We start from the raw sequence: 12955 nt of genomic DNA on the forward strand, positions 1-12955 counted from the left end.
AAATTAATTATTTATTGGTATTTACAATAAGCACATTTTTTTATATAATAACCGTACTAACACTGGTAGTACGGTTGAAACAGAAAGGAGGGGTTTAATGTTTGAACTGGATTTAAGAAGCAGGCAACCTATCTACGAACAGCTGGCAGAGAGATTTAAAGAGATGATCATCAGCGAAATTTTAAAGACCGATGAGCAATTGCCATCGGTGCGCATACTTTCAGGCCAGCTGACCATAAATCCCAATACCATTCAAAAAGCATACAGGGAACTGGAAAGAGAGGGCTATATCTATTCAATACCGGGAAAAGGCAACTTTGTCGCCCGGATAATGCGCGGCGAAAATGACGAGAAGTTGTCCAAGCTGAGAAGGGAGCTGGTTAAAATACTATCTGAAGCTATTTACCTGGGCATGAAGAAGGAGGAAATTACCAAAATAATCTCCGAGGTAGACGCTATGGTCAAGGGGGGAGAAAAAAGTGATAGAAGCTAAAAACATCAGCAAGATGTTTGACGGTTCGGCAGCGCTGGCCGATGTCAGTATTAATGTAAAAAAAGGATCAATTTACGGGTTGGTGGGCTCAAACGGGGCCGGTAAAACAACCTTGTTAAAAATATTGTCCGGAATTTATCGCCAGGACCAGGGAGAAGTTTTGATAGATAACCAAAAGGTTTTTGAGAATATAGAAATCAAATCTAAAACAGTCTTTATTCCCGATTCGTTATACTTTTTCTCCCAATATTCCGTCAAAGATATGGCTGGATTTTACCGAATAATTTATGCCGACTGGAACGAGGAGCGTTACCAGAAACTAAAACATGCTTTCCAGCTTGATGAAAATAAAAAAATACAGCGCATGTCCAAAGGAATGCAGAGGCAGGCTGCTTTTTGGCTCGCTTTATCGATAACACCTGATTTTTTGATTTTAGATGAGCCTTTAGATGGCTTGGACCCTGTGATGAGGCGGAAGGTCAGAAATTTAATCATTCAAGATACAGCCGACAGAGAGATGACCGTGTTAATATCATCCCATAACTTAAGGGAACTGGAAGATCTATGTGACTGTGTAGGCGTGCTGCATCAAGGCAGATTGATTGTGGAGAAGGAATTGGACGACTTAAAATCGGACATACATAAAATTCAGGCTGCTTTTCAAGGTGATCTGCCGGAGAACATATTTAAAGATAATGAAATCTTATATCAAGAAAAAAAAGGCAGTGTCAATCTGTTTATTGTCAGAGGCAAGAAAGAGGAAATAGTCCGGGATATTTCTCAATACCAGCCTCTGCTGTTGGATATTTTGCCTCTGACATTGGAGGAAATATTTATTTACGAGATGGGGGAAATTGGTTATGAAATCAAGAACATCGTTTTTGAATAAAGGATTTGTCCTGAATGATTTCAGAAAATACAGCTGGGTGGCGGTTGTTTACACTTTAGCTTTACTTTTTATAATTCCTTTAAATATAATAATGATGTGCAGCAATGATGATATTTACAAAGATGCTGTCAAAAACCTGCTTTTAATTAATAACCCGGAAACGCAGGCTACTTTAATGCTGGCAGTGCCGGTTGTGCTGGCTGTTCTCTTGTTCCGCTATTTGCAGGTCAAAATATCAGCCGATGCGCTTCACAGTCTACCCGTCAAAAGAAGCAATATTTACAGAAGCCATATTTTCACCGGGATTATATTGTTAATCTTGCCGGTATTAATCACAGGCGCTATCTCCATTCTATTAAACTTATTTCTGGACCTGGGCAGCTATTACAGCGTTAACGATGTTTTTAGATGGATGGGTATAACCGTTCTGATGAACCTGGTGGTTTTCCTGGCCTGTGTCCTGGTTGGCATGTTGGTTGGCATTTCGACAGTGCAGGGTATTTTAACTTATGTTCTTTTATTTTTCCCGGTAGGTATAACTGTTCTGCTTACTTGCAATCTTGAGTTTTTTATTTATGGTTTTATGTTTAATTCGGATTATCAATTAGACAAACTTTCTCCCATAACAAGAATATTTGCAGGGTTTAATCCTCTATCCGAGCGGTCCATGAGCAGCGGTGAAATACTGATTTATATGGCAATCTGCCTTGTTTTATTTTTCTTGGCCGATTATCTTTACAAAATAAGAAACCTGGAAAATGCAACCCAGACAATTGCCTTTAGCAAGACGCGTAATGTATTTAAATACGGCGTTACTTTTTGCACCATGCTGCTGGGAGGACTTTATTTTCAGCAAACTCAACAGACTATTGGCTGGGTTGTCTTTGGTTATTTGGCAGGTTCCTTAACCGGCTATGTGATTGCCGAAATAATGCTGCAGAAATCTTTAGGGTTTTTTAAAGAAGTGAAGAATTTTAAAGGTTATGCGGTTTTTAGCGCTATAGTCATAATCTTGATGCTGGGCATTAGGTTCGACATGATAGGATATGAAAAAAAGCTGCCTCCGTTGGACGAGATCCAACAGGTTTATTTCAGCAATAGTTTTTATAATTACAACCTGGACAAAAAATACCAAACAGATTTTTTCTCCGATCAAGGCAATTTGGAACACATTCAGCAGCTTCACCGGAGAATTATTGAAGATAAAGATATTAATTATTTAAATAAGAACAAAGAGCAAAAAAGAAGCGTTATATTCATTTACCAATTGAGTAACGGAAGTACAATGACCAGGGGCTATCAAATTGCTTATGATGCCTATGCCGACTATTTAAAACCTATTTGCGAATCCGAGGAATATAAGAAAATGCATTATGATATTCTGCATGTCAACCCCGATGATGTGGAAAAAATCACCCTGCGTCCAAATATGAACACGGGCAGCTACAAAGAAGCAGCGATACTGGATCCGGCCGAAATAGAAGAAGCAATAGCAATGATGCAACTTGATGCTATGAATAAAACTTACGAACTGATGACCGAGCAAAAAGAACCGTGGGCCGATGTAAGCATATTGATTGCCAACAATAAGCTGCATAATTACCCCAAGTTGTTTAAGGACATTGAAAAACGTGGTGGTGATGGTGATAAGGATAAGTATATCCACACTGCTTGGAACAAATCCGATCATTTGCTGGAAAACTGGCTGCAAGAAAAAGGTTACGACCGAAAAGCGAGAATACTACCCGAAGAAATATCTTATCTCTTAGTTGAAAAAATAGAAAACCGGGACCAGTGGGAAGAATTTAGAAGGACGGGTCACTTTAAAGATGAACAAACGGCAGATGATAAAAAAGTTAAGAGATTGGAAATCAGAGATAAGAGCCAAATTGAAACTTGCTTGAGAGAATATGGCGATCGCTGGCTTTTAGATTATTCTTTTACTCAAGACAATGAAGGAATTGGTGGATATATTATTGGTTTTTACGGAATAGATAATCATAATTTAGATTACGGCAGCTTTGCAGGAGATAATGTTCCCGATTTTGTCAAAGAATTTTTTGAAGAGTAAAAAGGGAATTGACCCGGCGCTGAGAGACGAGTTGAATTAAGGTTCCGATACTGCAAATAGACCAAATCAACATTACCGTTAGCGCCTGCCAACAATTTCGGTACGGCAATCCCGATACGGCAGCTTATCATAACATAAAAAAAGACTATCCCCCGGAGTTTAAACAGCTCCGGGGGATAGTCTTTTTATGAATTTTAGGGATAACATTTCAGAACACCGTAAAAATTCTATCCCTTAGTACTTATACATCGTTAAATGGTGCAAAGAGATCAATGATGCGGCGGAGGAATACTTTGGCCCCGATGGGTTTTATGCCCGTTAATTCTGGATACCGGCAATAAAAACGTATTGACATTGTAAATACAGGGAAATATATTTTTAATAGGTGATGTAATTGAAAATTAATAAATTCAATTGGGATGACAAAAATATCAATCATATAGCCAGGCACAATATAACACCTGATGAAGCTGAAGAAGCATTTCTGGATGCTTTGTTCCGTAAGGGCCGGGAAGGACGTTTACTGGTTTATGGAGTGACTGACCCAGGACGGTTTATCTTAGTGGTGGCTGGCCTTAAATCCGATGGTGTTGTCCGGGTAATAACAGCCAGGGACATGACTCAATCTGAAAGGCGGTACTACTTACGTGAAAGGGGGAGGTGGTAATATGGCCAAGAAAATACCCGAGTTTAAATCTGAAGAAGAAGAAGCCCGATTTTGGGACGAGCATGACAGCACTGAGTTTCTTGAAGATTTTGAACCCGTAGATATTTCGGTTTCACCGGAATTAGAAGAAGAAATATTAAACAAGCGGGAACTTAAAAAGCCTGTTACTTTGCGTTTAGCGCCATATCAGATTGATGCCGTTAAAAAAATTGCTTATAAGAAAGGGCTGCCTTATCAAACTTTAATCCGCATGTGGATTAAAGAGAGGATTAAAGCTGAAATGTAAATAAGCAAAAACTCCGGTATTATTTGCCGGGGTTTTTGTTTAAATTTTATTTTACCGGTAATCTTTTCTCAACAATGAAAATATAGTTTATGGAAAGGAGATGAGTGAAATGAAGAATATTAGGAAAAATATCATCATAGCATTAACACTTCTTATTTTGTGTTCGTCATCAAGTTATGCATATTTACATTATATGCAAGCTAACAAGAAACAAGGCGATATAAATGCAGATATAAACAAACAAGTAAATAACAACGAAAACTTATCAGCTAACAAAATTATAAAGCAAACAGCCCGGATTTCATCTGATATAGTTATCTATAATACTCATTTTGATGAAGATTATCCTTCCGGGCTCAAAGTTTCCGATGTAGGTTCATTAATTAACGACCAACTTGTTAAAGGTGGGGTAAATAGCAGTTTTGTTGAAAGCAACTCCAAAATGGATTATAAAAATGCATACAAAGTCTCACGTAACACAATAACTTCAAATGTTGAAGGATATAGCAATGCAGTTCTTTTGGATGTTCATAGAGATATTTCCGGCAGCCCTGAATCAAATCCCAGCAAGATAATGTTAGTAATTTCTAAAAACAATCCCGACTATGAAAGAAACAGGGAATTTGCCGACCTATTATTAAGAGAGATTGAAAAAACCAAACTTGTTGAGGTTGATGCTTATTTGCACGATCGCAGCCCAACATTCCATTTAAATCAGGACCTTTCCGGCAAATCTGTATTAATAAATGTGGGGAATGATAAATCCAGTGACGATGATATTAAAGAGTGCATCAACGCCATTGCGGCGGCATTAAAAAATATAACTGCGTAACGGCGTCAATACCGATTACCGGTCTGGATATGAAAACCTTAGAGAAACTTGGGAAAGAGCTGAACTAGCCGGAGATTGGCTTTCCGGGAGTCCGCTTGGATTTCCCTCTTTTTTTCTCTTTATTGTAACCGCGCTCTCCATATGGCTGCAGCTTTTCAAGCCATTTTTCCTCCAATTTTTCCAACTCATCCTTTTTATTAAAGTAACCTTCTTTTTTCTCTTCCAGAACCTCAAGCACCTCAAATACAAAGGCATCTTCGCCAAATTGATTCCATTCCTCTTGAAGCTCTTTGTTTTTATGCCCTCTATTTTTTAAAGAAAATTTTCTTCCGTTAATGGTTCTTAAATTTGGAGTCGCAGTTACAAACATCTTTTGATTTTTTATATTTTTGATTTGATAAACCCCGCCCTCGGTTTTCATTTCCTTATACTGCAGCTTCAATTCCTTTTTCCGATCCACATCTCTTTCCTCCATCCCATCGGCCTCCCCTTTCAGCCAATACCGGCTCCCATCAGGTTTTCTGTCAAGAAATCCATAATCAATTAAATATCTTCGCAAGGCGACAAAATCATCATAAGCTGTTTTCAGTATTTCATTAACTTCCTTTTCGCTGTAGACCCTCTCCGCCTCAAATCGTTTGGCGATTTCCCTTAGCACAACCAGCTTGCTTTTTTCCTTAATATCCAAAGTTTTTAATCGGCCGTCAGTTCCTTGGGGGAAGCATTTAACAAGTATTTTCCCATTCTCTTCCTGGGTTATATTATAACGGTCATCTACCGTCCCGACCGTTTTATGTGGCGGCAAATAGCCCGGTGAACGCTTATTTTTATCTTTAAGGAGTTCCATTAGCACCAGAAACATTTTAGCCTGGCGTTCTTTCTCTTTTAATATAAAACGGTGATTCCGAATGGTGGAAGCACTGCCGATACCCATTTCTTTTTGTACTTCCCCATCACTTTTTCCCCGGTAGAAAAGCTGCAACAGGTTTTTCTGATGCTCCGTCAGACCGGTGAGCCTTCTATCCTGTTGCATCAGACAATCAAACACCGACCGGTGCTCCTCTGCAATATGAATACGCATATACTTTTCGGCTTCATATAGAATACTTTCCCGGGGATATACAATCCCTTTCTCAATTTTTTTACCGCATAGCAGGCATATATAGTATTCTTCAGCTTCGACATATCCTCTTTTAAGTTCATCAATGGTCGCGCTCCAACACAGATCAGAAATATTCATCAATAAACACATCCTTGATTTGATTGCTCCCCCATAAACATATTACACACTTGTCTATGAATTGTCAAGCATGGAGCAAGTATTTTAAAAGTGAACCCGTTCAACTGAAGCTGAACATCGAAGCTTCAGGTGGGGATTCCATCCCACCTGAAGTAAAAAGCGAAACTCCTGCTTATAAAAGTGGGAGTCTCAGGACTCCAGGCATCAAATAAACTCCGGCTCTTGATTGAGATTAAGATAATTTTTCCTTTTGGGGAGGAAGTTTGAACGCATGCAAAGAATATGTCAGAATTAATAACTTTATAACAGACGGAAAGCAGCATGCCGCATTTATTATTAGCAAATTAAGCAATCATAGCATATGGAAAACAACTTAGCTTAAAAGGCAGGCCGAACATGGAAAATATTATTGAACTGAAAAATGTGCGGAAAATATACCGAATGGGCAGTGAAAAGGTGATAGCCCTCGACAATGTAAGCCTCACCATTGGCAAGGGGGAATTCTGCTGTCTTTTAGGCACTTCAGGTTCGGGAAAATCCACGCTGTTAAACCTAATGGCCGGTCTGGAAAGACCAACGAAGGGTGAAATAAAAATCAAAAAATATGCCCTGGGGAAAATGGATGAAACCCGGCTAACCCGATTGCGGCAGAAATATATCGGCTTCGTGTTTCAGTCTTATAACCTCCTGGAAACCCTCACCGCTCTGGAGAATGTAAACCTGCCCCTGGTTTTTAAAGGCATACCCAAACATATCAGAGAGAAAAAAGCTCGAAAGATGCTGGAGGCCGTGGGACTTGGGAAACGTTTGCAGCACAAGCCATCACAGATGAGCGGAGGCCAGCAGCAAAGGGTGAGCATCGCCAGGGCTTTCGTCGCCAACCCGGAGATTGTCTTTGCCGATGAACCCACGGGAAACCTGGATTCCAAGACTACCCTGGAGGTTATAGGACTGATCACCTCCCTGGCCAGGCAACACAACCAAACCCTGATTATTGTGACTCATGACCACGAGATTTCCGAGTATGCGGACAAAATCGTCCACATTAAAGACGGGAATATCGATTACATAAAAAATAATGAAAGAAAGAGGGAAAGAGGTTCGCTATTATGAGTAAAAGATTGCTGATTACTTTAACGGTTTTGCTAATGACCTTTTATAATATATTAATCCTGCCCGCCGGGGAAGATCGGTCCCAGATCCGCTTTAACGATTCGGTGGCCGAGGCGGCTTACGGAAGCAGTGACAATTTGGATAGCAACAACAGACCCATCTTGATAATTAAGAACATCAGTTACGCCCCCGAAACCGTTGAGGCGGGCAACGAGACAACCGTCACCGTCACCCTCACCAACGACAGCAACAAAGCGGCCAAAGACATTAAGATCACTCTTACCGGGCTGAAAAGCGATGAGTTTACCCTTGCAGAAAAATCGGATACCAAGTATTTAAAAAGCCTCGGCGCAAACCGGGATACCAAACTTGAATTTTCCCTTCTCGCCTCGGCAAAGATGACCAGCGGAAATTACAGCCTGGGTGTCAGCGCCAGCTATCAGGATGAACAGCAACAAAGTTATACAGACGACTATAATGTATTCATTAAAGTGCAGGGCAAGGAAAAAAACGCCGATGTAGCCATCAATAACATCATTGTAACGCCCAAGGAGGTCAAATCCAACGAAAGCTTTTCCCTCACCTTCACGGTGAAGAACAATGGAAAAACACGGGCGGATAACATCAAGGTGTCGGTCAAAGGCGACGAGGGCATCCTTTCCAAGTCTCCCGACATCCAAATGATCGAAAGCCTGGAACCGGGCAAGTCCCACGCGGCGGATTTCACGCTGTTTGCCGGTGGCGACGAACTTAAGTCCAAGCATTACAACATCCAGATTAGCTTGGAATACGAGGATGCGGCCAAGGGCGACGCCAAGGTGACGGTGAACCAGTACACGGGGGTTAACGTCAATACCTCCAATGGCAAGCTGATCCCTAAAATCATCATCAACAGCTACCGCTTTAAACCTGTGGTCGTACGGGCCGGAGAGCGGTTTAGCCTGGAGATGTCCTTCCTTAATACCAGCAGCGCCAGAACCGTCAATAATATCAAGGTATATCTGACCGGCATCGACTCGGACAAGGAAGGAAAGATCGTCTTTACACCGGTAGGCAGCAGCAACACCTTTTTTATCGATTCCATCAAGCCGAAGGGCATAGCCGGAAGAAACCTGATTATGTATACTATCCCCAATGCGGAGCCCCAAACTTATACGGTAACCGCCAACATTGAGTATCAAGATGAGGATGGAACGGAGCACAAGGCCACCGAACTAATCGGCATCCCCGTTATCCAGCAGTCCCAGCTTACTGCCGGGGAGATCAGCCTGCCGCCGGAAGCCTTTATCGGAGAACCCACGCCGATCAGCTTAGAGTTTTATAACACGGGCAAGACCAAGCTCAATAATGTAATGGTTCGGGTTAATGGGGACTTCGACGTACAGGAAAAACAGTTATTTGTCGGTAATTTCGATTCGGGATCCTACGATTATTTCGAGACCAATATCATCCCGACCAAAGCAGGGCAATTGAACGGGGAGATTATCTTTACCTTTGACGACCCATCAGGGGAACCCCAGGAGTACGTAAGGGAGTTTACCGTTAACGCCGTCGAAGCGCCTCCATTCGATCCCTCCGAGCAAATGCCCGAGGAGAAAACGAACGAGGGCCGGAACCTCCTCACAAAAGCACTTAAAAATAAGTCCTTCTGGGCAGGCCTGGGGGTCGGACTTGCTGTCACGATAATAGCAGGTATTGTGCTCTCCAAAAAGAAAAGAAAGCAGAGTATAGAGTTTAATGAAGATGAATAATATTGATTTATTGGCCATGACCTTGAAAAACCTCCTGCGGCGGAGAGTCCGAACGATGCTCACCGTAACGGGTGTATTAATCGGCACCGCCTCCATTATCATTATGGTTTCTATCGGCATCGGCATGAATGAGGGTTTTAAAGAAGAGCTCGGCCGCATGGGCAGCCTAAACACTATTAACGTCCGCTCTTCCTCGGACGGCATGTATATGGCTGTGGCGCCGGAGCAAAACGAAGGTATGGGAAGGGATCAAAAAGAGCAACAGAAGCTGGATGATAAGGCGATGGTCCTGTTTGCCAAAATCCCGGAGGTTGAAGCGGTGATTCCCTTTATGGAGGTCTCCGGCAAGCTGCTTGCGGGAAAACACCTCGCCCATGTGCAGCTCCAGGGAGTCGACCCCGGCCAGATGGACAAACTTCAACTTACCGCCGGCGAGGGCCGGCTGCTGGAGAGCAGCGACAACCTCAACTTGCTGTTTGGCGCCGAAATCAAGAATTTCTTTCACAATCCACGGGCACACCAATATGCGCCGGCTGAGATTGATCTGATGAAAGATAGGCTCACCTTGTCTCTGGATATGTCCTACGGGGAATCCCACCAAGACAGCGACAGCGACAGTGACAGCGGCGGCAAGTCCTCCAAAGGCTATGCAGTAAAAGGGATCGGAATTCTGGAGGAAGGCAATTTTGAAAACGATTACAATGTATTTATGCCTATGGAACAACTAAAAAAGATGGTACGGGATCATAACCGGGGCAAGAAACAAAATGAGGTCATAAAGTTCGACGAATACTCCAAAGTACTGGTTAAAGTAAAAGATATCAATGATGTCCAAAAGGTCCAGCAGCAAATCAAGGATGAGGGATTTAATGCGGACAGTCTGACCGATATTCTGGAATCTATGCAAAAAACCGCGGCCGGAATCCAAAAGGTGCTTGGAGTTATCGGCGCCGTCTCCCTTTTAATCGCCGCGATAGGCATAACCAACACCATGGTTATGTCCATCTACGAAAGAACAAGGGAAATCGGCGTCATGAAGGTGATTGGCGCCTCCCTGGGGGATATCAGAAAACTGTTCCTGCTCGAATCCGGGATGATCGGCTTCTTTGGGGGAATAATCGGCGTCGCCTTCAGCTACGGGGTTTCCTATCTCTTGAACACGACCGGTTTCGTATTATTCGACACGTGGGGCATGCAGGAGGGGCCGGGAAACACATCAATCATTCCCCTATGGCTGGCGGCGAGCGCTCTGGCCTTTACCAGCCTGATCGGCTTGATTTCAGGCTATTACCCGGCCCGAAGGGCAATGAATCTCAGCGCCCTGGAAGCTATCAAAAAAGAGTAAAGGAGCTGTTGCACAACGAGCTAAAAAGATATCGGATTATTATCGGAATAATTGGCAGAATCTAAAAAAAGGAAGCGTCGCTCACTACCCCAAGAAAGTAGTTTTGCGACACTCCCTCCTGGAATTGATAATCTATTGTCATCTTAGGTACCACGGGGAGTAGGGGCTTGTGGAGCTTTATATTTTACTGCTATTAGTAAACCTCCTCCGGGACGAGCCCGTAGGTTTTCAGAGACAGGTTTCTATAAATTTTTCTCTACAATCCCAGCTGCAGAAATAATGTCTCTGATCATCCTTGATTAATACATATGCTTCCGACTTCGGCAAAGTACAGCCACAAATATTATCAGTTACCATTTCAATTTCTTCTTCAACTTCGGGTTTTAATTTAGCCTTTTCTTCCTGTACCCTGGCGGCTTCTTTCTTCGCTCGTAAAAAAGCCCAATAATTAAATAAGCCGTTTACTACCAATAAAATTAATAGGAAATCTAGTATACTTTCAACAACTCCCATTTGCCACACCTCTTAAATATATTTCATTAAGACATATTCAACAGTATCTTAAAGACCTCACATATCTTATCTATTTCCCCTTCAGTTATATTATCGAACTGTTTCACCAATAGTTGAAACCTTGCAGCTTCAGTATCAGATAGTAGTTTTGTTCCCGTCTCAGTCAATTTAAGCCACACGATACGCCTGTCTTTATCGGATCTATCCCTCTCAATCCAACCGTTTTTATAAAGTCTTTCAAGTATTGTAGTAGCGGCAGCCGGAGAAATATCTAAAATATGAGCAATATCCGCCGCCTTGCAACTCTCGTTGGTTGCAATAAGTTTAAGTAAAAAAAATTGAGTTGGCGTCACAAGATCATTCAAGAGACCTTTTAATTGGCAGCTGGTGTATCTAACCAGTTCATGCAATAACACATCAAACTCAATTATTTTTTCCTGTTTGCTCAAATTATTAATACCCCCCTCCGTTGCTAGACCAATTATAAACTAGGCTAATTATTATGTCAATTAACTGTTAATAGCGTTAATGGTTAATTGATTCCGTACCATTGCTCTTTTTCATATTTACCGTGAAGGCATATATAATCTCCGGCGCCTTACCCATTTAAAATACAAAAGCCTCCGTTGTATTGACAACAGAGGCAATCACAGCAGATGATAAGAAAGTAATATCATGTGACATTACGTTTATAAAAAGCCCCGAGTCACACATTACAAGGGCAACGAAAGCTTAACAATGCGAAAGCCTTATTGTAAATAAAAGAAGCGGAGCATACTACTTACCTTTACGTTTTAGCACCTCTTGCACCGCCCGAACCAAATCGGCGGAAGTAAGACCGTACTTATCCAACAATTCCTGAGGCTTGCCGGATTCACCGAAGGTATCCCGCACACCTACACGGCGCATGGGCACAGGGTAATTTTCCGCCAGCACCTCGGCCACGGCGCCGCCCAGCCCCCCGTTGATACTATGTTCTTCCGCAGTGACCACCGCGCCCGTTACCCGGGCCGCTTCTACCACCGCCTCCATGTCCAGGGGCTTTATTGTGTGCATATCCAATACTTGCACGGAAATACCCCGGTCAGCCAGCTGTTCCGCCGCTTCCAGGGCAGCGCTCACCATAATACCACAGGCAATGATAACAGCGTCCTTTCCCTCCCGCAAAGTTATCGCCCGTCCCGGCACAAAATTAAATTTACTTTTATCATGCAGCACAGGCACCCCGGAACGTCCCAATCTTATGTAAACAGGCCCGTCCATTTCCGCCGCGGCCAGCACCGCCGCCCTGGTTTCCTCGGCATCGGCGGGTACAAAAACGGTCATATTAGGCAAACAGCGCATTAGTGCAATATCCTCCACCGATTGGTGAGACGCTCCGTCCTCGCCCACGGTAATACCGGCGTGAGTGGCCCCTATTTTAACATTCAGACGCGGGTAAGCGATACTGTTCCTGATCTGGTCGTACACCCGCCCGGTGGCAAACACGGCAAATGTACTGGCAAAAGCTACTTTGCCCGCCGCGGCCAAGCCGGCTGCAGTGCCCATCATATTTTGTTCGGCAATACCGGTATTAAAAAAACGCTCCGGAAAGTTCTTGCTAAAATCGTAGGTTTTAGTGGACTTGGATAAGTCGGCATCAAGCACCACAACGGCCGGGTTTTTTTGCCCCAATTCCACCAGTGCCGCGCCATACGCTTCCCGGGTGGCAATCTTCTTAGTCATATATAAGCAACCTCCTATTGAAATTGAAGC

General features: G+C 42.9%; 13 protein-coding genes. 9 read left to right on the forward strand and 4 right to left on the reverse strand.

The features are described from left to right. The first annotated feature begins 97 nt into the window (after nucleotides 1–97). The 6 genes from ABDB91_RS18440 (at nucleotide 98) to ABDB91_RS18465 (ending at nucleotide 5238) form a co-directional block, all read left to right on the forward strand. Nucleotides 98–493, forward strand: a complete 396-nt coding sequence (locus ABDB91_RS18440) for a GntR family transcriptional regulator (RefSeq protein WP_347489185.1) — start codon at nucleotides 98–100, stop codon at nucleotides 491–493. Then, on the forward strand, nucleotides 480–1382 hold the full coding sequence (locus tag ABDB91_RS18445; RefSeq protein ID WP_347489186.1) for an ABC transporter ATP-binding protein: 903 nt from the start codon (nucleotides 480–482) through the stop codon (nucleotides 1380–1382). The genes ABDB91_RS18440 and ABDB91_RS18445 overlap by 14 nt, the downstream gene beginning before the upstream one ends. Further along, complete coding sequence (locus ABDB91_RS18450; protein ID WP_347489188.1) at nucleotides 1354–3453, forward strand: DUF6449 domain-containing protein; 2100 nt, start codon at nucleotides 1354–1356, stop codon at nucleotides 3451–3453. Before ABDB91_RS18445 ends, ABDB91_RS18450 begins: the two co-directional genes overlap by 29 nt. A 394-nt stretch (nucleotides 3454–3847) precedes the next feature. Then, complete coding sequence (locus tag ABDB91_RS18455; protein ID WP_347489189.1) at nucleotides 3848–4120, forward strand: BrnT family toxin; 273 nt, start codon at nucleotides 3848–3850, stop codon at nucleotides 4118–4120. 1 nt (nucleotide 4121) lies between these two features. Then, nucleotides 4122–4406, forward strand: a complete 285-nt coding sequence (locus ABDB91_RS18460; protein WP_347489190.1) for a CopG family antitoxin — start codon at nucleotides 4122–4124, stop codon at nucleotides 4404–4406. Between the two features lie 109 nt (nucleotides 4407–4515). After that, the gene (locus ABDB91_RS18465; protein WP_347489191.1) at nucleotides 4516–5238 is read left to right on the forward strand and encodes a stage II sporulation protein P; all 723 of its coding nucleotides are present in this window, start codon (nucleotides 4516–4518) and stop codon (nucleotides 5236–5238) included. Between the two features lie 64 nt (nucleotides 5239–5302). Here the strand turns inward: ABDB91_RS18465 and ABDB91_RS18470 are convergent, their stop codons facing one another. Further along, nucleotides 5303–6478 (reverse strand): DUF2087 domain-containing protein, encoded by a 1176-nt coding sequence (locus ABDB91_RS18470; protein ID WP_347489192.1) that lies wholly within the window; start codon nucleotides 6476–6478, stop codon nucleotides 5303–5305. 396 nt (nucleotides 6479–6874) lie between these two features. On the opposite strand from ABDB91_RS18470, the gene ABDB91_RS18475 reads away from it, so the two are divergent. The 3 genes from ABDB91_RS18475 to ABDB91_RS18485 are packed head-to-tail and all read left to right on the forward strand — an operon-like array spanning nucleotide 6875 to nucleotide 10687. After that, the gene (locus ABDB91_RS18475; protein ID WP_347489193.1) at nucleotides 6875–7591 is read left to right on the forward strand and encodes an ABC transporter ATP-binding protein; all 717 of its coding nucleotides are present in this window, start codon (nucleotides 6875–6877) and stop codon (nucleotides 7589–7591) included. Next, entirely contained in the window at nucleotides 7588–9342 is a 1755-nt protein-coding gene (locus tag ABDB91_RS18480; protein ID WP_347489194.1) for a CARDB domain-containing protein, read from the forward strand. The genes ABDB91_RS18475 and ABDB91_RS18480 overlap by 4 nt, the downstream gene beginning before the upstream one ends. Beyond that, entirely contained in the window at nucleotides 9329–10687 is a 1359-nt protein-coding gene (locus ABDB91_RS18485; RefSeq protein ID WP_347489195.1) for an FtsX-like permease family protein, read from the forward strand. The genes ABDB91_RS18480 and ABDB91_RS18485 overlap by 14 nt, the downstream gene beginning before the upstream one ends. Before the next feature lie 228 nt (nucleotides 10688–10915). Here ABDB91_RS18485 and ABDB91_RS18490 read toward each other — a convergent pair whose 3' ends face one another. The 3 genes from ABDB91_RS18490 to ABDB91_RS18500 all read right to left on the reverse strand — a co-directional run bounded on the left by ABDB91_RS18490 (nucleotide 10916) and on the right by ABDB91_RS18500 (nucleotide 12925). Further along, nucleotides 10916–11200: a transcriptional regulator gene (locus ABDB91_RS18490; protein ID WP_347489196.1), complete on the reverse strand. Its 285-nt coding sequence runs from the start codon at nucleotides 11198–11200 to the stop codon at nucleotides 10916–10918. Nucleotides 11201–11226: 26 nt separating this feature from the next. Next, nucleotides 11227–11649 (reverse strand): MarR family transcriptional regulator, encoded by a 423-nt coding sequence (locus ABDB91_RS18495; protein WP_347489197.1) that lies wholly within the window; start codon nucleotides 11647–11649, stop codon nucleotides 11227–11229. A 328-nt stretch (nucleotides 11650–11977) separates the two neighbouring features. Further along, on the reverse strand, nucleotides 11978–12925 hold the full coding sequence (locus tag ABDB91_RS18500; RefSeq protein WP_347489198.1) for a transketolase family protein: 948 nt from the start codon (nucleotides 12923–12925) through the stop codon (nucleotides 11978–11980). Nucleotides 12926–12955 lie beyond the last annotated feature (30 nt).

Origin of the sequence: Desulfoscipio sp. XC116 (assembly GCF_039851975.1) — a bacterium.
Classification (GTDB): Bacteria; Bacillota; Desulfotomaculia; order Desulfotomaculales; family Desulfallaceae; genus Sporotomaculum.